This is a genomic window from Bacillus sp. AFS031507, from assembly GCF_002584635.1.
GTDB lineage: Bacteria > Bacillota > Bacilli > Bacillales > Cytobacillaceae > Neobacillus.
Genome location: NZ_NUOW01000011.1, coordinates 21,546 through 45,527, shown reverse-complemented (window position 1 = coordinate 45,527; position 23,982 = coordinate 21,546). Strand labels below are relative to the sequence as shown.

Genomic DNA, 23,982 nt, shown 5'->3' with positions numbered 1-23,982 from the left:
GATTTGTCTAGAAAAAATAAGAAGAAATTAAATATTATACTTGTGGCAATCATGTTTATCAGTATAGTATTACCAAACCTTTCTATTAACTCTGCCACCGCAGCCACTAAGGCCACTGATCTATTTATCTCTGAATATATTGAAGGCACCAGCTTTAACAAGGCACTTGAGCTCTACAATGGGACAGGCGCTGCTGTTAAATTAAGCGAATATTCACTTGAAAATTATAGTAATGGTGCGACTACAACCACTTTTAAAATGTCTTTATCCTCAGATCCGTCTGCAACACTTGCAAGTGGATCAACATTTGTCATTTCTCGTAGTGATGCGGATGCGGCTATCGTCGCAAAGGCAAACTTATTGGACGCTGGTAAAACCATTATCAACTGGAATGGTGATGATGCGGTTGTTTTAAAACATAACGGGACCATTATTGATGTTATCGGTCAAGTAGGAATTGATCCTGGTACTGCTTGGGGAACAACGGTCAAAACATTGGACCAAACGATCGTCCGCAAAAGTTCCGTTACAGCTGGCGATAGTAACCCAAATGACGCATTTGATCCAGTTACTGAATGGGATAGCTTGGGTGTTAATGTGTTTACAAACCTTGGCAGCCACACCATGGATGGTGAGTCTACTCCAGTAGAAACAAAGGTTGCTAACGTAACAACTTCACCTGCTGCAGGTACAGTGGCAGCTGGAACAAAAGTATCTTTAGCAACAGCGACAGCAGACGCTAAAATTCACTACACAACTGATGGCACTACACCAACAGCAGCAAGCATTGAATACACAGCACCAATAGATATTAGTGCAGACAAGACAATCAAAGCAATTGCTGTAAAAGCTAACTTAGAAAACAGTGATGTCGCAACTTTTGCTTATACAGTTCTACAAGCAAGTACCATTGCTGAAGTTAGAGCAGCTGCGTTACAATCAAACGTTCAAACTAGCGGTGTAGTTACCGCCGTACTAGGCAGAGCAATTTATTTCCAAGATGCTACGGCTGGAATTGTGGCTTATACACCGACTAATAGCACCACGATTCTACCAGGCGATAAAATCACTGTATCTGGTAAATTAACGGAATTTTCTACGTTGCTTGAAATTGAAGCCAATCATGAAAATATTATTGTTACTGGGAAAGAAGCAGTTCCTGCAGCAGAAGTGTTAACTGCGGTTCAGTTACAAGAAAGCAAAGAAGCAAAACTAGTAACAGTAAAAAATGTAACAGTAGGGGCATTTTCTGGTGGAAACTACACAGTAACTGATGTGGATGGAACAAGCTTCCAAGTTCGTCCACCAAGTTCAACTATGTTAACTACAGGTACAACTTATGAAGCGATTACCGGAGTTCTTAGTGCATTTAATGGTGTCTATCAAATAATTCCACGGAACGAAGGCGATATTTTACAAGATTCAAGCATCGTACAAGCTGTTATTGCTACTCCAGGTGCTGGATTGGTAAATACAGGAACATTAGTAACCGTAGCAACAGGTACAGCTGGGGCAACGATTCACTATACCCTTGATGGCAGTGAACCAACCACAACTAGCCCAGCGTTTACACAGCCAATTGTTATAAGTAAGGCAACAACGATTAAAGCTGTGGCAGTCAAAGAAGGAATGACAAATAGTGCGGTTGCGACCTTTGATTATATCATTCAAGATGGCCCAATTCATATCTATGATATCCAAGGCAAATCACACAACTCGCTATTAAACGGTAAAACAGTATCGGATGTAGAAGGTGTCGTTACTTATATTGATGGAACAAGCCGCTTCTTCATCCAAGACTTAGTGGGTGACGGTGATAATAGTACATCAGACGGGATCTTGGTATTTAAAACAGCACATGGTGTATCCATTGGTGACCGTGTGAAAGTATCAGGAAAAGTAACCGAATTCTACGGCGAAGGTTTCGCGGAGAAAACAACTACTGACTTAACGATTACAGAAATCGAAGCTGCAACGATTACTAGAATTGGAACAGCTCCAGTACCAGCACCAATCAAACTTGGTGTAGATCGCATTGCACCAACAGAAATCATTGATAATGACCAATTTGCAGCCTTTGATCCTGAGGAAGATGCAATTGATTTCTGGGAAAGCATTGAAGGTATGTATGCACAAGTAGACGACGGGAAAGTTATTGCGCTGCAAAAAGACGGATTAGTTTGGGTTGTTCCTGGAACATATTCAACCAACGTGAATCCTGGCGGTTTACGTATTACAGCAACTGACACGAATCCCGACCGAATTGGGGTTGATGTAAGAAATGGCTCAACAGCCAATAAATCCTACCGTGCAAAAATGGGCGACTATTTTAGGGGAGCAATTAAGGGTGTTGTGAACTACGGTTACAGTAACTATAAATTGATGGCTCAAGAATCAAGTCTTCCAACGTTAACAGAAACACCAATCGTTCGTCCAGCTACAAAAATTACACCAGCAACAGACAAGGTAACAATTGGAACGTATAACGTTGAGAACTTCTCAACCGCTACTCCAGATGCAAAGGTAACAAAAATTGCCGATGCGATTGTCACAAAGATGAAAAATCCTGACATTATCGGCTTAAATGAAGTCCAAGATAACAATGGTGAAACCGATAATGGTTCGGTAGATGGTGCACAAAGTGCGCAAAAAATTATTGACAAGGTCGTCGCTCTCGGTGGACCAACCTATGTTTATACAGAGATCACACCAGTCAATAATCAAGATGGCGGGGCACCAGGCGGGAACATTCGTGTCGCCTTCCTCTACAATCAAGATCGCGTTTCTTTAACTGCAGGAGCACCAAAAGGAACTTCAACACAAGCAGTCGGCTTTGAAAATGGGAAACTGACATTAAACCCGGGACGGATTGATCCAACAAATGCCGCGTTTAATGCAAGCCGTAAACCACTGGCAGCTCAATTTGATTTCCAAGGCCAAAGTGTGATCGTGGTAGCCAACCATTTCAACTCTAAGGGTGGCGATTCGCCGTTATTCGGGAAAACTCAGCCGCCGGTATTAAGCAGTGAAATTCAACGTCATAAGATTGCGACGATTGTTAATAACTTCGTTAAAGATGTAAAAGCAAAAGATGCAAACGCAAACGTTGTTTTACTAGGAGATTTTAATGATTTTGAATTCACGAAAACGCTAGAAATAGCAAAAGGGAATGAATTGACTAATATGGTTGACTTTGTTCCTGAAAATGAGCGTTATAATTACTCTTACCAAGGGAATGCACAAGAACTAGACCAAATCTTAGTGTCCAACAATATGGCAGCTAATACAACGGTCGATATCTTGCACATAAACTCTGGCTTCATGGAAGAGCATGGCCGTGCAAGTGACCATGACCCATTGATTATTCAAACGCAATTAAAGGCTGCAGAAGTCTTACCACCAGTGACACCACCAGAATCAACAAAGGTTTACAACTTAAACGGATTCAAAACGAAGAAGTTAACGGTAAACAATGTGGGTGCTGACATTTCTGTAAGTGCAAACTCTATCATTACAGAAGGTATTGTCATAAAAGGTTCTTACGCGAAGCTTTCTGGCGAAGGCTTAAAGACTACTACGGTCATTCTTAGCCCAACCGCACCAGGTGCAGTTATTGATCTTGGCGGCTTAGTGGTAAAAGAAGTAGTCATTGATAATGCGAATATCAGTCAAATTAGAGGCGTCGAGCAGGTTCAAAAATGGACAGTGAAAGACGGCGTCGATACATCTGGCATTAAATTCACAAATGCGAGCGGAGTGGTTCTTCCTTCTCCAATCGCATCACCACCAAAAGTGAATCATGCGCCCGTAGTTTCTAAAGCTTTGCCAAATGTTTCAGTTCAAGTCGGCACACCGGTTTCAGTGAATTTAAGCGGCTATTTTGCTGACCCAGATGGCAATGCTTTAACGTACACATCAACTGCTGGTACAGTTCAAGGATCATCGTTAACAGTTCAAACTCCACTAGAAGGTACTGTCAATGTGACGGTAACCGCAAATGATGGAACAAAAACAGTTAGTGCAACATTTACGATAACGGTAACGGCTGTACCAGCTAATACTGTGGAAGCTTATTACCAAGCAGCTGCTGGAAAAACAGGTGCTGAACTGAAGCTTTCTTTACACAATATCATAAAAACACAAACAAAATTAACGTATGCGCAAGTAACAGAAGCGTTAAAGAAAACCGATGAAGATCCAAACAATCCAAACAACGTCATCCTGCTTTATACGAACCGTTCGCAAGCTAAAACTACGTTTGGTTCAGGTGTAAACGACTGGAATCGTGAACATGTTTGGGCAAAATCTCATGGTGATTTTGGAACAAGCGTTGGACCTGGAACGGATATCCACCATTTACGACCAACTGACGCATCTGTAAATAGTACACGCGGACATTTGGATTTTGATAACGGTGGTAACCCTCAAGGTGAATGTGCTGAATGTTTTTATGATAGTGATTCATTTGAGCCGCCTAATCGCGTAAAGGGTGATATTGCTAGAATGCTTATGTACATGGATGTCCGCTACGAAGGTGACGGAGGCGAGCTTAACCTTGAGTTAGCTGACAAAGTGAATACGTACCCAACACCATTCCATGGCAAGAAATCCGTTCTTCTGCAATGGAGCAAAATGGATCCGCCGGATGCGTTTGAAAAGCATCGAAATGATGTCATTGAATCGATTCAAGGCAACCGCAATCCATTCATCGATCACCCAGAATGGGCAGAATCTATCTGGCCATCAAGCTAATTAATAAACAAGAAAAAGCATCTGCAATCGCAGAGGCTTTTTCTTGTTTATTCGAATAAAGAGTTTAAGGACAATGAAGAGTGCAATAGGTAGTTAAAATAACCAATCTAATGAACATCTCTAACATTTTCACAACTCCTTCTGTGGAATTGATTATTACTATTGATATCATATCGATTGTTTATTAAGTCTGTATTTATTAAATGTAAATTTATTGTCAATTTTGTAAAAGCAGTGAAATAGGTTAACGCTGGTGTATGTCATTATAGGAACAATGGATGGAATGAAATAAAGAAAGGGCGAAATGGACTAATCTATTTTAATATTTCGCTAAATTGTTATGAAAATTGTAAATACTCTGTTAATAAATGTAAAGAATGAGTGATTCTTCTTCTTTTTCTCACAGATTTTTATATCATGAGATTGTACTAAAATTTGAAACAATCAAGGAGGAAGAAAAAATGAAGGATCTAAAAAATTGGGTGTTAGTGTTAATGGCGTCTTTCATGTTGGTAGGAGTTGCCTCAGGTTGTAGCAATACAAAAACAGATGCGGATACAGAGCAAAATCAAGATTCAGGCGATACTGGTTCCCCAGACAGCGGAACTGATCAAGAGTCAGGAAAATAAGGGAAATAATAAAAAAGTAACCAAATTTACAATAAATCATGCTCTAACTGGGAAACTCGTATGTAAAAACGAAATTTCTACTGGATTAATAAGAGTAGCTAACAGGGTGACCTAAACTTTTAGGCACCTTGTTTTTTTACTTATTTTACAGGGGCATATAGACAGATGTCGACTGAGTTAAAACTACTAAATGAGAAAGACAATACTAAAATTTTCCTATTTTTCTTTATATTTCTTTAACTCTACGTAACTTCTAATTTACAAAGCGGGAGTAGGATGGAGCGTGTAAGGACTACATATTAATAAGGAGATGTTTTTATGAAACGCAAAAAGATTCTGGCAGCATCGCTGGCTACTTTGCTTCTAGGTTCAACGTCAGCCTATGCAGGTTACACACAATTTGTCGGTCCTAAGGCAGATGGAACGGCTGTTACCTCTCATGGGTGGCCCGTTACTCCGTCTGGTCAACAAGTGACGCTTGGTGATTTCCCAATGGGTGGTGTATTAAGCCCGGATCACCGCTATCTTATCGTTTCCAATGATGGACAAGGTGAACAATCGCTTCAAGTGGTTGACGTTAGCACCCAGAAGGTCGTACAGACCATCCCATACAAATCTCCTGAATCCCTCTATTTTGGGGTCGCATTTAGCAGCGATGGAAAAACAGTCTATGCCTCAGCAGGAGGGAATAACAAGATCCGTGTCTATGGATTTGAAAATGGAACGTTAACTGAACAATCTCCAATTATGCTTAAAGATAGCAGCAAAACAAACTTTTATCCTGCTGGAATTTCCGTTTCACAGGATGGAACGTCACTCTTTGTTGCGAATAATTTAAATCATTCCGTTTCAAAAATTGACCTTTCCACAAATCAAATCGTAAAAACTATCGCAGTTGGGAAGCATCCGTATGCAGTTGTAATGAGCAATGATGGGAAATCCCTTTATGTCAGCAATTGGGGTGAAAGCAGCATCAGTGTGGTCGATCCAAAAACGCTGACGATCAAAAGCACCATTCCAGTAGGGCTGCATCCGAATGCGATTATTGAAAATGCAGCGAACGGCATGATCTATGTATCCAATTCCGACAGCGATTCCGTTTCAATCATCGACACGAAACAACAAAAAGAAATCAAAGCCATTTCGCTTAGCCCATATAAAAATGCTCCTGCGGGAAGCCAGCCTAATGCTCTAATATTAAGCGAGGATGGCAAAACTTTATACGTTACCAACGGTGGAAATAACGACGTTGCGGTCATTGATCTGCAAAAAGGTGAAGTGAAGGGGTTAATTCCAACTGCCTGGTATCCAAGTGGTATCTATTTACATGATGACAAATTGATGGTTTTGAATGCCAAGGGCCTTGGTGCTGGTTCCAACCGAGAAGGCCAGTACATCGGTAATATGATGAAAGGAACCATGTCTTTTATCGATGTTCCGGATGATAAACAGCTGAAGAAATATACGAAACAAGTAGAAAAGAATAATGAAGTATATAAACCAACAGGATTCAGTGGAAGCGAAAAATTCCCAATCCCGCGCTTTGAAGGACTAGAATCACCGATTAAGCATGTCATTTATGTTATCAAGGAAAATCGTACGTATGACCAAGTATTTGGTGATATGGAAAAAGGAAATGGCGACCCGAGCTTAACCATATTTGGTAAAGATATTACACCGAATATTCATAAGCTGGCCGATCAATTCGTTTTATTAGACAATTTTTATGCGAATGCTGAAATCAGTGCTCAGGGACATAACTGGTCTACCGCTGCACAGTCCAACGACTATGTAGAGAAAAACTGGCTTGCAAACTATTCAGGTCGTAACCGCGGCTATGACTTTGAAGGAGGCAATGAAGCGGCCTATCCAAAAGCGGGATTCTTATGGACGAATGCAAGTCGCTCGGGTGTATCATTCAGAAGCTATGGTGAATTCGTCAATTATGACAAAAATACAGGAAAATATGTAGCAGCTGAAGCTAGCATGGGCAATAATTTTGACCCTGACTACCCTTCCTATAATCTTAAAATTTCGGATCTTACCCGCTTGGAGGCGTGGTCTGAAGAATTTAAGCAATACGAAGATAACGGCAATCTTCCGCAGCTGCAAATCGTTCGCCTGCCTAACGACCATACACTTGGAACAAAACCGGGTGAGTTAACCCCACAAGCCATGGTGGCACAAAACGATTATGCGCTTGGTAAGCTTGTCGATATGGTTAGTAACTCTTCTTATTGGAAGGATACTGCTATTTTTGTTACCGAAGATGATGCACAGAATGGTTGGGATTCAGTGGACGCTCACCGGACTACATCACTTGTTATCAGCCCTTACACACAAACGGGCAGCGTAGACAGCACATTATATGATACAACGTCCATGCTTCGTACGATGGAAATGATTTTGGGCATGAAACCTATGACACAGTTTGATGCATCAGCGGTGCCAATGGTCAATTCGTTCACCCAGAAACCTAACTTTTCAACATTTAAGGTTGAAGAACCAACCTATCCACTTGATCGTAAAAATGGAGAAACGGCACCGATGGCTCAAGAATCTAAAAAACTAGATTTCTCAGGAGTTGACCATGCCGATTCGGAAAAATTGAACAAGATTCTATGGAAAGCTGCAAAAGGTGATAAACCTTATCCAGGCGAAAAAAAGAATAATTAAATAATGTAAGGAGGGTGACCCTAAAGCAGGGTGTCAGGCACCATTCATAAAATGCTGTAAATTCGCCCTTTTAATACAGTATTCTGTCAGTGAGACCAGACACTATGAGTCACCCTTTTATTTTTGCAATTATAAAAATTACTATTTTAAAAGGATGGTTTAAATAATGATTCGATTTATTGAAGGATCGATGAAACGGTCCGTATTGATCCTGACATGTGTGGTTCTAATTATCGCCTGGGGTGCCATGTCTGCTGTGCAGATGCAGCGGGATTACTTACCTCCGATCAACAATACTGCCCTAATGGTAACGATTCAAGCCGATCAATATCAATCTGATCAGGTCAAACAAATCCTTACCGCAAAGGTTGAGGAAGCGGTCGGATCTGTTGATAAGCTTGATTATCTGGAAACAAACTCATTTGATGGCGGTTTAATGGCGAGCCTCTATTTTCCAGGCCACACCGATATGGAAAAGGCAGAAACTGAAGTGAGGGCGGTAGTTGATAAAATTAACTTGCCGGACGGTGTGAAACCTCCGTTGATTACACGGGTCAGTACAAACTCTTTTCCGGTCATGCGAGTAAGCTTGACGAGTAATGCCGGAAAAATTGATGAAAATCAATTACGTACATCTATTCAAGATCAAGTGGCCAATGAAATCAAGCGTGTTCCAGGAGTAAGAGAAGTACGTGTCACCGGGGCAGGGACTTCCGGATACGTGTTGACTTTGAAAGCAAATGCCCTCCAAAAATATGGGTTAACCATAAAAGACGTACAAGATGCTCTTGCTTCCATTCATCCAGAATGGCCGCAGGGAACCATCAAAGAAAAGGGCGGACCTGATGGCCAAATCTCCATGCCAATCCGTGTGACCGATTGGACTCTTAATAGTGATGACTTAAAAAGTGTAAAGATTCCTGTTAGCGGGGGGATCACAGTAAGTTTACAGGAAGTAGCAGACATTGAGAGCAGTATTGTTGACTTACAGACGATTTCTAGAACAGCAGGGCAGCCGAGTGTTCTGCTCGATGTCTTAAAGACACCTTCTTCAAACATTACCGATGTGACTGAACGAATCAACGAAAGGATTAAAGAAATACCAGAAATCAAGTCAGGAACAGTCGATCTTTCTATTCTTTTGGACCAAGGAAAAGACATAAACGCTGCTTTGAAGGGTCTGATTAAAGAGGGGTTATTGGGGATTTTGTTCTCGATCATCTGTGTATTTTTATTTTTCAGGAATGTCCGGTCGACATTGATTATTGCCTTATCCTTGCCAATTTGCCTTCTTGGTGCAACAGCGATCTTAAAAGCGATGGATGTTAGTTTGAATATCTTAACCATTTCTGGATTAATTGTTGCGATGGGCCGAGTCGTAGATGATTCGATCGTTGTCATCGATAATATGTACAGGAAACAAATGGAAAAATACAACGGACAGATATCAGCTCGGAACTTGGCTAGCGGGGTAGTGGAAATGATCCCAGCGATTGTTTCCTCCACTGCAACCACCGTTGCTGTGTTTCTTCCAATTAGTATCATCGGAGGGATGATTAGTTCGGCTTTTTCTGGATTTGCCTGGTCAGTTGTCATCGCCCTAGTGACATCTCTTGCCGTTTCTATTATTGTCGTCCCAGCGTTAGCTCACTTATTATGGAAGAAATCGCCAATAAATAAGTCGGTAGAAATGGAGAAAAGGGCGCAAAACCTTCTTCATTGGGCATTTCTGAGGAGAAAAGTGGTAGTAGGACTTGCTGTGGTGCTTTTTGCCATCACCATAGCAGAAGCCGTATTTCTGCCGGTTAACTTTTTTCCAAGAGGAAATTCAAAGGATATAGCCATCCAGGTCGAGCTCCCTGAAGGTGTGCAGCTATCTGATGTGGATGCGGAAGTAAAAAATATCGAAACCATCTTAAAAAATGATCCTGAGGTAGATACCTACACTTCGACTCTCGGTTCGACATTTACACCGATGTTTGATGATGTCTTTGATGAAGGCGGCGGTTGGATGCAAAAGCAGAATATCGCCAATATTTCAGTTGGAATCAAAGATAAAAGCGACATCGATTCATTTGTAAAAAAAATGCGCCAGCAATTTGGCAGATTATCCACATCTGCCGTCTATACCGTTTCTAATCAAAATATTTCTGGAGATGATTCCCGCTTAAAGGTCATTTTAACCGGGGCTGACCAGCAAAACCTTGCCAAAGCTAGCATTATGGTAAGAAGTAAACTTCAGATGATCCCTGGTTTAAGTATTGAAGGAGCGGCAAATGATGCCGATAAATCAATGAAACATTATCTTTCACTTAAGCAGGAAGAAATTCAACGCTTGGGTATAAATGTCGATGAAGTTCTTAATCGGATTGATCGCTATTTACCTAAAGACGTTAGGATGGATGTTTCCTCCGGTGACCTGACTACCCCAATTGCCCTTCGGTTAGACAATCAGGAAAGTCTAGTTGCAGCTGGTGACCCGGATCCTGAAAAAACGATTCTATCAAAAATTGGCCATGAAATGTTTACTGCCAAGGACGGTTCAAAGGTGTCGTTGGCGGAAATTACAACCTTGGAGACCAGTACCCAAACGGTGATCAGTGAGCGGGAAGGTCGTCCATTTGCTGCCGTGACGGGAAATATTATTACTCGCGACATTGGAAAAGTTACAAAACAAGTAAATGAAACAATGAAAGGTTTGGACCTGCCTTCTGGCATTGACTATTCGCTTGGAGGGATCTCTCAGCAAGTCAAGCAAATGGTGATTGAGATGAGCCTTGTTCTGGCCCTGTCTCTTTTGCTAGTCCTGATGATTGTAAGTGCAGTTTTTCGCGGCTGGCATGCACCGGTTTCGGTCATCGTGTGCATTCCTTTGGCGTTAATAGGATCGGTTTGGAGCATGGCCCTCTTCGGAATGGAGTGGAATCTGGCCGCATTGATTGGAATATTGATGCTCGCTGGTATTGTCGTCACCAACGGAATTGTCCTTGTCGATAAAATTGAACGTAACCTTTCAGAAGGGATGGAACCCAAGCAGGCGATTCTGCAAGGAACCTCTACAAGGGTTCGACCCGTGTTAATGACTGCAGGAACTACAATCTTAACCTTGCTTCCCTTAGCTTTCTCAGGTAACGGGAATACGATTATTTCACAAACTCTTGGTGTTGTGGTCGTGGGTGGCATGATTAGCTCGACTCTGATTAGCCTCGTGGTGATCCCGATTATGTACGATTGGCTGAGTGAAAAAGTCAGAAAAATAAAGACTAAGCAGCACCCGTTATCAGCTTAAAATACTAGAAAGCAAATATCACCTGCCTAAGAAGGCCGGTGATATTTTTATTATAATGAAAGAAAGGTAGATTTTAAGAAAGAATGAAAACTAGCAATTCAAATTTACAAACAACATGATATCTTTACAAAACTATACAAACCATTAATACTCAGTTAACAAAAAAGGATTAATCTAAAACACGTAAACAACAACATAATTCATAGGGGGATTTAACGAGATGAAAAGTTTGAAAAAATTAAGCCTACTTACATTGCTAGCTGCGTTAATGGTTTTTATGGCTGCTTGTGGAGGCGCAGCTTCTACAGAAAAGACAGAAGGAACTGCGAAGAAAGAAAAAGCAAAGACTGAAGAAACAAAAGAACTTTCTGGCTCATTAAGTATTTCCGGCTCCTCGGCGATGCAGCCTTTAGTGGCAGCGGCAGCTGAAGAATTTATGGCTAATAATCCTAAAGTTGATATTCAAGTAAATGCGGGTGGATCTGGTACAGGCTTATCACAAGTTGCTGAAGGATCCGTTCAAATTGGTAACTCAGACGTTTTTGCTGAAGAAAAAGAAGGTGTCCCAGCTGATCAGCTTGTTGACCATAAAGTAGCTGTTGTTGGTATGACTGCTGCTGTTAACCCTAAAGTAGGGATTAAAGATATTAAAAAAGCTGATTTAATTAAAGTTTTCACTGGAAAAATCACAAACTGGAAAGAACTTGGCGGTGCTGATCAAAAAATCGTTCTTGTAAACCGTCCGGACTCTTCAGGAACTCGTGCTGTATTCAATAAGTTTGCCCTTGACGGTGCAACACCTGCTGAAGGAATTACCGAAGATTCTTCAAACACAGTTAAAAAGATTATTAATGAAACTGACGGTGCCATTGGTTACCTAGCATTCTCATACTTTACTGACGAATCTGTTACACCTCTTGCCATCGATGGTGTTGAACCAACTGCTGAAAATGTACAATCTGGTGAATTCCCAGTTTGGGCTTATCAACATTCATATACAAAAGGTGAGCCAGATGAGCTTTCTAAGGCATTCCTCGATTATATGATGAGTGATGATGTTCAAAACAATTTATTAAAAGAACAAGGCTACCTGCCTGTAACAGAAATGACAGTCGAACGTGACGAAAAAGGTAATCAAAAAGATCTTTAAGATCTTTCTATAATGGACAAGATTGATATAAAAGTAGATAGGATTGTAACCATTCCTTTCTACTTTTATTTTCTAAGAACCTTAAAAATTAGCTCAGTCATTAAATGTTTAGTAGATGATAGAAAACTTTCATATAGGAGGATCCCAATGAATAAGAATAGCATGGTAACAAAAGGTGCTGCTGTCGCTCTAACACTTGCGTTAACCATTCCTGCCGTCACACCAGCATTTGCTGCAGGTAATAGCCAAGTCAAGGTTGACTCTGTTAAATTTAATGGAATGCCTGCCCCAACTACTATCGATCAAATGGTAGATACGTATACAAGCGCCTCTGTTGATGTAAAATACAGCAATGGAAAAGTAAAAACGTTCCCACTATCATACAAAAGACTTTTTAAATCGGAAGATAAAATCGCAGTTAATAAAGGTGAATTAATTCCTGCCGGTACACCGATTGATTATTATGGAGATCCCATCATGGATACTAGTGTTCCTGGAAAACCAACTCCATTTGTTTCGGATGCACCTGATTCAAACAGCTTATTAAATCCGATTAACGGAAAGCTTTACATGGTTACACATTATGAATATCAAACATTAGATGCAGCTGGTAATTCTGCTTATGGAATTGTTCCTGCTTCCATGTCCTTAACCACGTTAGACCAAGATAAGAAGACGGGTGAACTAACACCAAAAGAAGTTGAGAAAATTGATTTTTCTGATGTTAATGGACTTTGGATTCCTTGTAATGGTTCCCTCTCGCCATGGAATACTCATTTAGGATCGGAAGAGTATGAGCCAGATGCCCGCAAATACGAATTTGACGCGAAGTCATCGGCAAGAACTTCCGTTGAAAGCTTTTCACAGCTTTATTTCGGGGATAAATTAAAAGCAAATCCATATTTCTATGGCTACGTTCCAGAAATCCAAGTAAAGAAAAACGGTAAAGTAAAAGTAGAAAAACATTACAGTCTTGGCCGCTTCTCTCATGAATTAATGAAAATGATGCCTGACAATCGTACAGCTTACTTTGGTGATGACGGTGCAAATACTGGTATGTTCATGTATGTAGCCGATAAAGCGAAAGATTTATCAGCTGGTACATTATACGCTGCTAAATTCGTCCAAACTGGGGCTGAAAATGGCGGTTCAGGAAATTTAGAATGGGTTAAGCTAGGACATGCCAATGATAAGGAAATTCAAGCGATCATTGACAACGATATTAAATTCAGTGACATCTTTGAAACGTCTGATACAGCGCAACCAGGTTTTAAAGCGATTAAACAATATTCCTATGGTCAAACAGAATATGTAAAACTTAAGCCTGGTATGGAAAAAGCGGCAGCATTTCTTGAATCACGCCGTTATGCAGCTTACATTGGTGCCACTACTGAATTCAACAAAATGGAAGGTGTCACATATAACGCCAGAGATAACAAGGTGTATATCGCTATTTCCGATCAAAGTGGTAGCATGGAAAAAGACAGCACAGGAAAAGATCCTGCGGATGATATGCAATTACCTAAAATTAAGTCCGGTGCAACATATCAATTAGATTTAAAGAGCGGTCAAAAAGATAACAGCGGGCGCGGCATTCTTAGTAAATATGTAGCTACATCTATGTCCGGTTTACTTGTAGGGGAAGATCTTCCAGCTGCTGATGCTTACGGTAACACAGCGAATGTCGACAAAGTAGCCAGCCCTGACAACTTGAGCTACTCTGAAGAAATGAGGACATTATTTATTGGTGAAGATAGCAGCAAGCATACGAACAACTTTGTTTGGGCTTATAATGTCGATTCGAAAGAGTTAACACGTGTTTTATCAAACCCAGCGGGAGCAGAATCCACAGGATTGTTCGCTGCCGATGATCGTAATGGTTTCTCTTATATTATGAGTAATTTCCAACATCCAGGCGATGAATTAGACGGAAAAGCTATTACTGCTGTTAATAAAGAAGAGTTAAAGAAAGCAATGGAAAAAGGAATCGGTATTGATAAGACAGGCGGTGTTGGCTATATCTCTGGCCTTCCATCCTTTACAAATATGCCAGATTTCACAGCTCCTGCGGCTCCAACAGTTAACCAAGTAACTGACCAATCAACATCTGTAACTGGGAAAGCAGAAGCGAATGCAACGGCTAAGCTTTATGTAAATGGAAAATATCAAAAGAGTACCACTGTTGATAAAAATAGCAATTATAAATTTGTAATTGCTAAGCAACATGCGGCAACAGAAATAAAGGTTACTGTGACGGATGAAGCCGGGAATGTAAGCACTGCAAAGAGTGTTAAAGTTGTTGATAAGACAGCCCCTGCTAAACCTTCAGTAAATAAAGTAACCTCTAAGACTACTATTATTACAGGAAAAGCTGAAATTGGCTCAATTGTCTATGTTTATAATGGAAAAACATATGTAAGCAACGCAGTTGTAGATGCAAAGGGAAATTACAAAGTCAAAATTAAAGCTCAGAAAAAACGTACTACCTTGACAATTTTTTCTAAAGATAAGGCTGGTAATAAAAGCAATTCGGTCTCCATTAAAGTAAATTAGGAACAATTACTCAAACAAACACTTGTTACCTTATCTAGATTGGCCTAAGAATAATCAACATGAAAAAGCCTTAATTCCGTTATGTACAAGGAATTAAGGCTTTTTTAATTTTTAAATATTGTACATCTCTAAGCTGGGTGTCAGTCACCATGTGAAATTTTCACATGGTGACTGACACCCTTCATTTTTTTCTTAAGGATAAGTTAAGGAACCGACAAGATAATAGGCTCATCAAATAAAAACTTCCCTGGTGTCGGAGGGGTAATGCAGCAGGGAGCAAAAGGAGTATATAGGAATGAAAAAGTTGATTTGGATTTTCGTAAGTGTTTTGGTGATTGGCTTGGTTGGGTTTCAATACTATAAATCGAAAACAGTCAGCACGGAGACAACGGCTCAAACTCGAACCGCCGTTGTTCAACAAGGCAAACTCGAAGTGAAGATTAGTGGATCTGGCACCGTTGCACCAGTGACTAGTGAAGACATTAAATCGACGGTCGATAATGATGAAATTGATGAAGTGTTAGTTTCTGCAGGGGACACCGTAAGTGAGGGAGATGAGTTGATTACCTTCACAGATGATAGTGACCCGATTACGGCCCCAGCAGATGGTAAGATTACAACCGTCTCCGTTACTGATGGAGAACGGGTTACAAATGGACAGGTTATCGCTCATCTTACTGATTACGAGGATTTACAAACAGTGGTTCAGGTGGATGAACTAGACATTACTAAGATTAAAAAGAAACAAACCGTTAGTATAACTGTGAGTGCCTATCCTGACACCACTTTTACAGGAAAGGTAACGGATATTGCAGCTGAAGGAACCTCTGCAAACGGAACATCCACTTTTGATGTCACCATTCATATCGATCAACCTAAAAACTTAAAGGTTGGGATGAGTACAGAAGCAAGTATCCTCACCGAAAGTAAGGAAAATGCTCTTTACGTTCCAGTGGATGGGGTGTATACAAGCAATAATGAGAAGTATGTTGTTGTGACTGCCACTTCTACCGAGGCTAGTTCTGCAAGCAGTACTAGCCAGCAAAAGACCGTGAAAACGGGCATTTCGACTGATGATTATGTAGAACTTACAGAGGGGGTAACGGCAGGCGAAACGATTCAATTACCTGCTCTTGCAACTAGTAGTTCTTCTAACAATCAAAGCGGCAGGATGCAAGGCGGCATGGGCGGAATGGGAGCAATGACTGGCGGTGGAATGCCTCCAAGTGGTGGTGGACAGGGACAAACTAGCACGAGTGGAAAGGGTGGCAATTAATGAGTACCCCAATTATTGAGATAAAAAATATGATGAAGTCCTATAAACTTGGCGGTGAAACCGTCTATGCTCTCAATGATGTTTCACTAGAAATTCAAAAGGGCGAGTTTCTAGCGATTATTGGCCCATCGGGATCGGGAAAATCGACATTAATGAATATGCTCGGCTGCCTTGACCGACCCAATAAGGGTACCTATCACCTAGATGGCAAAGATATTGGAAAAATGGACGATAACAGCTTGGCGACCATTCGTAATGGTAAGATTGGGTTTATTTTTCAAAACTTTAACTTATTAAATAAGCTCACAGCACTCGAAAATGTAGAATTGCCATTGTTATATGCCGGTGTGTCAACGCGTGAAAGGCGCGAGCGCGCTTTAGACGGATTGGATAAGGTGGGCTTGAAGGATCGTGCCGGACATCTTCCGACCCAACTTTCAGGGGGTCAGCAGCAAAGGGTTGCGATTGCGAGAGCGCTTGTTGGGCAGCCGGCGATTCTCCTCGCCGATGAACCAACAGGAGCACTGGATAGTAAAACGAGCAAGGAGATTCTCTTTTTAATGAAGGAATTGAATGAATTAGGACATACGATTATTTTAATCACGCATGATCTAGAGATAGCGAAACAAGCAAGAAGAATGGTTAGTATTCAGGATGGCCAGCTCTTTGAGAATGGGGGTGTACTACTTGGGAATCATGCAATCTATTAAGATGGCCCTTCGGAGTATTCGAAGCAATAAACTCCGGGCTGTCTTGACGATGCTCGGCATCATTATTGGGGTCTCGTCTGTCATTGTGCTGGTGTCGATTGCGCAAGGGTCAGCGAAAAACGTCACAAGTCAAATCAATCAATTGGGAACGAACCTTTTGACCGTTAATACCTATAGTACGGACATTGAATTAACCGAGGATAAAATTAATGAGTTAAGTGATATTGATGGAGTCAAAGCTGTTGCACCGGTTGTTTCGGGTCGTGTTTATGTGAAGAAGGAGCGGACCTCCTCACAGATTACCTTAACAGGAACAAACGCCGCTTATTCAACGGTACGTGATGCGAAGGTTAGTCAAGGTCGCTTTATTACCGATCTGGACGTAGAATACCGCCAAAAGATTGTTGTTCTTGGCTCGGATACCGCTGCGACATTTTTTGGCACAGAGAATCCAATTGGCCAATATATCCAGGTGTCTGGCACCTCGTTCAAAGTTGTCGGGGTATTAGCTTCGAAAGGGAGTTCACTCGGGCAGAGCGGGGATAATGTGGTCATCGTCCCATTAAGCACGGGTCAGCGTTTAGTTGGCAGTACGACAATAAGCACCGTTTATTTGCAAGGCAAAAGCGAAGATCAAATGGATTTCGTCATGAATGAGGTTAAATTGTCACTGGCCAGTATGTATCCCGGCAAAAGTGACTATTATGGCGTAACGAATCAGCAGGATGTGATGGACACGATGAGTTCAGTATCCGACACAATGACGATGATGCTTGGAGGAATTGCAAGTATATCCTTGCTTGTCGGCGGGATCGGCATCATGAATATTATGCTTGTGTCCGTGTCAGAACGGACGAAGGAAATTGGAATCAGAAAAGCGATTGGCGCGAAAAGACGTGATGTGCTCCTGCAATTCTTAATTGAGGCGGTCGTCTTAAGCTCAATGGGTGGATTGATTGGAATTTTATTCGGATTAGGATTAGGAAAGGTTGTTTCATCACTGATGAGTTTAAGCATCGCTTACTCCCCAACCGTGATTCTATCATCGTTCCTATTCTCGCTTGTGGTCGGGGTCGTCTTCGGCGTATTCCCTGCCAACAAGGCATCCAAACTGAATCCGATCCAAGCACTTCGCTACCAATAAACTTGATTTTATTAAAAAATTAGTAGGTCAAAGCGGCAATTTACAAGAGAGTATCTATAAAAATATAACAAAATGAGGAGAATTTATATGAAAAATACGAGAAAAGCCCATTTATGGATTGGTTTAATTTGTTCTATCTTTATCCTAATCGAGTCAATTACGGGTTTGTTAATGAACGAGCCGTGGTTAATCGGTCAGACACAAATGGAAGGAAATCGAGGCAATTTCCAGCCGGGTCAATTTAATCAAGGTGTAGGCCCACAAGGTGCAACCACAAACTCAAGCCAAACAACTGGGCAAACTCAATCGCAGAATCCTGCTAGCAATCAAACTCAGACAAACGGCCAAACTCAAGGACAAACAGGAACAAACGCAACTGGTCAATTCCCTGGACGCATGGGCGCTGGCGGCCCTGGGGGAGAAGGCGGAGCGAGTTCGATCACAAGTATCATTAGAGGTCTTCATGAAGGGAAAATCGGCACGACCAATGTGAAATGGCTGGTCGACCTAGTTGCACTAGCGATGATCTTCCTAACCGGTTCAGGCATTTACCTATCCTTAAAAGTCCTCAAAGCCGATAGAAAGAGAAAAAGTCGTAAAAACGATGGCCAAGTAGCTTAACAGTCAGGGTGTCAGGCACCATGTGAAAAATTCACATGGTGCCTGACACTTTTCTACTTTAACGCAAAATATACGTTTTTTCGTCAAAATGCTATAATAAAAAAGGTAATTGAAATTCTAGCTAAGGGGAAATGAATATGATTCTCGTCGTTGGCGGAGCAGGTTACATTGGTAGCCATCTTGTAAAGGAATTAGTAGAAAAAGAAGAGGTTCTCGTTCTCGATAACTTATCGACTGGTCACCGCGCAGCAGTTGATAGCCGAGCCGTTTTTGTCGAAGGTGATCTTGGCAATGAAGAAGATTTACAAATGATCTTCAAAAGTTATCCCATCAAGGCGGTTATGCACTTTGCTGCCTTTAGTTTGGTAGGGGAGTCTGTTGTGGATCCTTTGAAATATTATCAGAATAACGTGGCGTCCACACTTACCTTGTTAAAAGTGATGATGAAAAACAACGTAAAAAACTTTATTTTCTCTTCCACTGCAGCTACCTATGGAATTCCTGATGTGGAGTTGATTGATGAAACAACTCCAACCAGACCGATTAATCCGTATGGACATTCCAAACTGATGATCGAACAAATCCTGTCTGATTTCTCAAAATCCTATGGATTGAACTATGTGGTCTTACGTTACTTTAATGCAGCAGGAGCCCACGAATCAGCAGTAATTGGCGAGAGTCATGACCCAGAAACACATTTAATTCCGATTGTCCTTCAACAACTGTTAGGCCAGCGGGAAAAAGTATCTGTCTTCGGATCCGATTATGATACAGCTGATGGTACTTGTATTCGCGATTATATCCACGTGACTGATTTAGCCAGTGCCCATATCATCGCACTTGAGGCGTTATTAACAGGGAAGAAATCGGCTGAGGTATATAATCTTGGCAACGGTCTTGGCTACTCTGTTAAGGAAGTCATTGAAACATGTGAAAAAGTTACCGGTGTGGAGGCAAACGTAGAAATGGCTGACCGCCGTGCCGGAGATCCTGCTATGCTTGTCGCTTCCTCTCAAAAAATTCTTAGCGAACTAGGCTGGAAGGCTGAACGGAATCTGGAACAAATTATTGCAGATGCGTGGAATTGGCATCAGAAACAAACATATTAATTGGCAGCTCTGTCTACATAAGTAGGCAGGGCTTTTTTTATTTTAGTTCCTGGCGGAGCGGCAGTTGTTATAGATTAAATGAAGTGAGAATTTAATGTTCTTGAAGTATTTTTTTATCTTGATTTTTGGCCTAATTTGTAGTTTGATGGTTATTATTTACTAGGTTAAGATAAGGATATAAATTTCGTTAAGGGGTTCTTTTTTATGAAGAAAACGTTGAAGGATATTACATATATTTTGCTAGGATCACTTATTTTTGCGGTAGGTGTCAATTATTTTACGATCCCGAATCATCTATCAGAGGGCGGAATTCTAGGGATTACGATTATTGCTCATTACTTATTTGATTGGTCGCCAGGTGTCGTAAATTTTGTATTGAATGCAGTGTTGCTCGTGGTCGGTTATAAATTTTTTGAAAAAAGAACGTTTGTCTATACGCTGATTTCGATTGCAGCGTGCTCGCTATGTTTATTTTTAACCGAGGATATTGGACATCAATTAACTGAGGATACGTTTTTAGCCTCAATCTTTGCTGGTTTGCTTGTCGGAGCTGGGTTGGGATTGATTTTCCGGACGGGAGGGACCTCGGGAGGATCGACAATATTAGCGAGATTGGCGAACCAATTGCTAGGTTGGAGCATTGGGAAAGGCATGCTAATTATTGATATTTTAGTAGTGGTTGGTTCGATTTTCATCATTGGTTTGGAAAAAGCGATGTATACGCTGTTGATTGTGTTCATCGGAGCGAAGGCGATCGATTTCATTGTCGAAGGACTCGATGAAAAGGTAGCAGTGATGATTATTTCCAATTCTCCTGAACAGGTTTTGGCCAATATCACCAGTCGGATGTCGCGTGGATTAACAGTTCTTGACGGACGAGGCGGTTACACGGGTCAGAACAGAGAAGTCCTTTATATCGTCATCAATAAGCAGGAAATCGTCCAACTGAAAAATATTATTAAGGAAGTAGATGAAAACGCCTATGTCACCGTCCATAATGTCCATGAGATGATCGGGCATGGCTATAAGGCTAGTAAGACGAGTGCCTGACACCCATTGTGGGTGTCAGGCACTATTTATATTTTTTCCACACTTACCCGTCCGGAAAAGAAGGTGGCACCGCCGCCCATATCGGCGATTCGGTCCGGGGTGAGGGAGTTTACTAACTGTTTTGTTGCTGTTTGGTTTGTTGAGTCAGCTGAATCTGCCCACAGCCCTTGTGTAACGACTACTCTAGGAAGAACATGATCTCCGACAGCCGCTTTTAGCTGGCATTCTCCTCGATCGTTCCAGACACGGACCGTATCTCCATCTACAATCCCCGCCGTGAAAGCATCCTTATGATTCATATACACCTTTGGTTCTTTTTCCAAGTTGATGTGCTTTGGATTGTTGGAAAAGGTAGAGTTTAAGAAATTATGATTCGGGCCAGGAACAAACTGATACGGATGATCCCCGTCGTTTACTAATGGTACGTAAGTTGGCAATGGGGGATAGCCATCCTCTTGCATCTTCTGTGAAAATAATTCAATTTTTCCACTAGGGGTTGGCAGGTTCCCAGGAAAAATTGCTTTCACCTTCGCTTTCATGAATTGCTGCTCAACTAAAGCTTCGTAACTAATTCCTTCCAAATAAGGATTGCGCGGATTATCAAGGGCCTGGGAAATCATTTCTGCCTCTGTCTCTTGGAAAAGCGGTTCATCAAAGCCCATTTCCTTTGCGAGTAGCCTGAACACATCGACATTGGATTTTGACTCAGCGAATGGTGCAATAACGGGCTGCTGCAGTTGAATGTAATGATGCCAATACGATGTGTAGATGTCCTTGTTTTCAAAGGAGGATGTCGCTGGTAAAACGATATCCGCGTATTTGGCTGTCTCTGTTAAAAATAAATCATGGACCACGGTAAATAAGTCATCCCGCGCTAACCCATTTCGGACTTTAGTAGACTCAGGTGCGACCACGGCAGGATTCGAACCGTACACATAAAGTGATTTCACAGAAGGGTCTAGTGAAAGTAATGCCTCACCGAGTAAGTTCATGTTAATCACGCGGGTATGTTTATTTTTTAATAAATCCGGTCGTTGCAAGTGAGCCGTATTCGGAGCAAGATAGGCTGAATTTCCTTTGATCGCGCCGCCGCCTTGGACAAGCCACTGTCCAGTGAGGGCAGGAAGGCATGCGACCGTCCGGACGAACATCCCGCCATTGTCGTGATGCTGTGGTCCATTGCCGATACGAATAAAGGATGGTGACGTTTCGCCATATATTCGTGCAAGCTTATAAATATCTTCTACTGGTACACCCGTGATAGTAGAAACCGTGATCGGGTCGTACTGGTCGACATGTTCGCGCAGTTCTTCGTATCCGACGGTATATTTTTGTAAAAAGTCTTGGCTGACCAGGTTTTCAGCAAATAAGATGTGCATCATCCCTAAAGCGAGAGCACTGTCGGTTCCAGGCAATATCGGAATAAACCAATCTGCTAATCTACCAGTTTGATTTTTGTGAACATCGATAACGATGATTTTGGCGCCATTTTGTTTGCGGGCTTTTTGAGCTAACGCGACTTGATGCATGTTAGTACTCGCTGCATTAATACCCCAAAAAAGGAATAGTTTGGAATGGATCGTATCCTCTGGGTCGATGCCGAAACTGCCGCCCATCGTATATTTATAGCCTACCGAACCAGCAGCCGAACAGATGGTTTGATCTAACCGCGATGCACCGAGGCGATGGAAGAATCGGCGGTCCATTCCCTCGGCACTAAGCCTGCCCATGTTTCCATAAAAGCTGTAAGGAAGAATGCTTTCCGGTCCATCGGATTCGATCAACTCTTTCCAACTGGAAGTAATCGTCTGGATGGCTTCCTCCCAGCTGATTTGTTCAAATTTACCCTCGCCTTTCGCGCCTATGCGTTTCAACGGGAATTTTAGGCGGTTTTCATCATAAATCCGTTCCGTCATATTCCGAACTTTGTTACAGATATGACCTTTGGTGACCGGGTGCTCGGGATCGCCTTCCACTTTGATAATCTTCCCGTCTTCCTTATGTAAAAGTAATCCGCACTGATCCGGGCAATCCAGCGAACAAACCGCATGAAAAACACCAGCTCGTTCATCTATAAAAGAAGCCATAGCTTAGTCAATCTCCTTTCGTTTTTAACTTGAATTTCTAAGATTGGTACTATCATAACATCAAATTCTTTGTTATGAACACATCTGGCGAGCTATTTTTATAGGTAATCAAGTCTTATAAACAATGTATCGATTTTGAATAAATGGATATAAAAAGACGGTCACGTAGAAGTTCTATGTGACCGCCTTTTTGGATATACGAGAACCCGAGAGGACAATTTATTATTGCCCAAGCTCTTTGATTTGATTAAGGATATTGGTTATATCTTGTACGCTTTGAAATAATTCTGTATTTTCAAGGACAGAAGGATCGAGTAAGCCATTCTTCATATGTTTTAGATACACGTCAATTCCGGCTGCAAGTTTGTTGTTTTGGTCGACAATTTGCTGGTGTAAATCAACAGCTACGTTTGGGGCTTGAAGTTTATTGAATGCATTTATTTCTTGTTTCATATCTTGGAGCATGTTTTGGAAATCTGCTGCACTTTGCTTATCTCCAACGGCAAGTTGAGCAACAGAGGGTGCTTCATTTGCAAATGCTGTCGCCTTGTCTAAGTAATCCTTTGCATCATTTACATACGTGAGCGTATCTTTCGCATCATTTAGCAGTGAACAACCGCTTAGGAGCAATGCTATAAACGCTGATAAAACCAATAACTTCTTTTTCATGTAAGAACCTCCGTTTTAAAATTTTTGAGGGAGCTTTTGGCCGTTTAACTATCATTAAAATAGGGTTGAAAATTTGTCTCGTTTCTAAGGCATAAGCAGTTTCGTAAGCTAATATCAATAAAAATAGCAGGATCTTCGTTTAGAAGTTCCGCTTATTTTTGAAGGGAGCACTTTTACCATTCTTTCTAAAAGTGCTCCATACTAAACGGTGTCAGGCACCACAGCTGATATTTTCATTTTACTTTTCCAAAAAAGTAATGGATAGTA

General features: G+C 41.4%; 14 protein-coding genes. 12 read left to right on the top strand and 2 right to left on the bottom strand.

Annotated elements, in window-relative coordinates; genetic code table 11:
• Positions 1–3 precede the first annotated feature (3 nt).
• The 12 genes from COE25_RS10700 (at position 4) to COE25_RS10650 (ending at position 20,959) form a co-directional block, all read left to right on the top strand.
• A complete protein-coding gene (locus COE25_RS10700; protein WP_098932637.1) occupies positions 4–4,752 on the top strand; it encodes an endonuclease in 4,749 nt (1,582 codons plus the stop codon).
• A gap of 461 nt (positions 4,753–5,213) precedes the next feature.
• Positions 5,214–5,381 carry a hypothetical protein gene (locus COE25_RS30705; RefSeq protein WP_179195959.1) on the top strand — a complete coding sequence of 56 codons (168 nt, stop codon included), beginning with the start codon at positions 5,214–5,216 and terminating at the stop codon, positions 5,379–5,381.
• A 318-nt stretch (positions 5,382–5,699) separates the two neighbouring features.
• Positions 5,700–8,057 (top strand): bifunctional YncE family protein/alkaline phosphatase family protein, encoded by a 2,358-nt coding sequence (locus COE25_RS10695; protein ID WP_098932636.1) that lies wholly within the window; start codon positions 5,700–5,702, stop codon positions 8,055–8,057.
• Between the two features lie 166 nt (positions 8,058–8,223).
• Positions 8,224–11,346, top strand: coding sequence for an efflux RND transporter permease subunit (locus tag COE25_RS10690; protein ID WP_098932635.1), 3,123 nt, complete (start codon positions 8,224–8,226; stop codon positions 11,344–11,346).
• 220 nt (positions 11,347–11,566) lie between these two features.
• Entirely contained in the window at positions 11,567–12,496 is a 930-nt protein-coding gene (locus COE25_RS10685; RefSeq protein ID WP_098932634.1) for a phosphate ABC transporter substrate-binding protein, read from the top strand.
• A gap of 147 nt (positions 12,497–12,643) precedes the next feature.
• On the top strand, positions 12,644–15,049 hold the full coding sequence (locus COE25_RS10680) for an Ig-like domain-containing protein (RefSeq protein ID WP_142354468.1): 2,406 nt from the start codon (positions 12,644–12,646) through the stop codon (positions 15,047–15,049).
• Between the two features lie 295 nt (positions 15,050–15,344).
• On the top strand, positions 15,345–16,325 hold the full coding sequence (locus COE25_RS10675; protein ID WP_098932633.1) for an efflux RND transporter periplasmic adaptor subunit: 981 nt from the start codon (positions 15,345–15,347) through the stop codon (positions 16,323–16,325).
• Entirely contained in the window at positions 16,325–17,035 is a 711-nt protein-coding gene (locus tag COE25_RS10670; protein WP_098932632.1) for an ABC transporter ATP-binding protein, read from the top strand. Before COE25_RS10675 ends, COE25_RS10670 begins: the two co-directional genes overlap by 1 nt.
• Entirely contained in the window at positions 17,013–18,179 is a 1,167-nt protein-coding gene (locus tag COE25_RS10665) for an ABC transporter permease (RefSeq protein WP_088089696.1), read from the top strand. Before COE25_RS10670 ends, COE25_RS10665 begins: the two co-directional genes overlap by 23 nt.
• Positions 18,180–18,266: 87 nt before the next feature.
• A complete protein-coding gene (locus tag COE25_RS10660; protein ID WP_088089695.1) occupies positions 18,267–18,800 on the top strand; it encodes a PepSY-associated TM helix domain-containing protein in 534 nt (177 codons plus the stop codon).
• 137 nt (positions 18,801–18,937) lie between these two features.
• On the top strand, positions 18,938–19,909 hold the full coding sequence (galE, locus tag COE25_RS10655; RefSeq protein WP_098932631.1) for a UDP-glucose 4-epimerase GalE: 972 nt from the start codon (positions 18,938–18,940) through the stop codon (positions 19,907–19,909).
• 204 nt (positions 19,910–20,113) lie between these two features.
• On the top strand, positions 20,114–20,959 hold the full coding sequence (locus tag COE25_RS10650; RefSeq protein ID WP_088089693.1) for a YitT family protein: 846 nt from the start codon (positions 20,114–20,116) through the stop codon (positions 20,957–20,959).
• 26 nt (positions 20,960–20,985) lie between these two features.
• On the opposite strand, the gene COE25_RS10645 is transcribed toward COE25_RS10650, so the two are convergent.
• Together COE25_RS10645 and COE25_RS10640 are read right to left on the bottom strand one after the other, a co-directional pair.
• A complete protein-coding gene (locus COE25_RS10645) occupies positions 20,986–23,046 on the bottom strand; it encodes a molybdopterin oxidoreductase family protein (RefSeq protein WP_098932630.1) in 2,061 nt (686 codons plus the stop codon).
• Positions 23,047–23,268: 222 nt separating this feature from the next.
• Complete coding sequence (locus tag COE25_RS10640; RefSeq protein ID WP_088089691.1) at positions 23,269–23,715, bottom strand: DUF6376 family protein; 447 nt, start codon at positions 23,713–23,715, stop codon at positions 23,269–23,271.
• Positions 23,716–23,982 lie beyond the last annotated feature (267 nt).

Bases quoted from the DNA above. Each gene is read 5' to 3' on its own strand.
- COE25_RS30705 (WP_179195959.1), top strand. From the start codon at position 5,214: ATGAAGGATCTAAAAAATTGGGTGTTAGTGTTAATGGCGTCTTTCATG.
- COE25_RS10695 (WP_098932636.1), top strand. From the start codon at position 5,700: ATGAAACGCAAAAAGATTCTGGCAGCATCGCTGGCTACTTTGCTTCTA.
- COE25_RS10690 (WP_098932635.1), top strand. From the start codon at position 8,224: ATGATTCGATTTATTGAAGGATCGATGAAACGGTCCGTATTGATCCTG.
- COE25_RS10685 (WP_098932634.1), top strand. From the start codon at position 11,567: ATGAAAAGTTTGAAAAAATTAAGCCTACTTACATTGCTAGCTGCGTTA.
- COE25_RS10680 (WP_142354468.1), top strand. From the start codon at position 12,644: ATGAATAAGAATAGCATGGTAACAAAAGGTGCTGCTGTCGCTCTAACA.
- COE25_RS10675 (WP_098932633.1), top strand. From the start codon at position 15,345: ATGAAAAAGTTGATTTGGATTTTCGTAAGTGTTTTGGTGATTGGCTTG.
- COE25_RS10670 (WP_098932632.1), top strand. From the start codon at position 16,325: ATGAGTACCCCAATTATTGAGATAAAAAATATGATGAAGTCCTATAAA.
- COE25_RS10660 (WP_088089695.1), top strand. From the start codon at position 18,267: ATGAAAAATACGAGAAAAGCCCATTTATGGATTGGTTTAATTTGTTCT.
- galE (WP_098932631.1), top strand. From the start codon at position 18,938: ATGATTCTCGTCGTTGGCGGAGCAGGTTACATTGGTAGCCATCTTGTA.
- COE25_RS10650 (WP_088089693.1), top strand. From the start codon at position 20,114: ATGAAGAAAACGTTGAAGGATATTACATATATTTTGCTAGGATCACTT.
- COE25_RS10645 (WP_098932630.1), bottom strand. From the start codon at position 23,046: ATGGCTTCTTTTATAGATGAACGAGCTGGTGTTTTTCATGCGGTTTGT.
- COE25_RS10640 (WP_088089691.1), bottom strand. From the start codon at position 23,715: ATGAAAAAGAAGTTATTGGTTTTATCAGCGTTTATAGCATTGCTCCTA.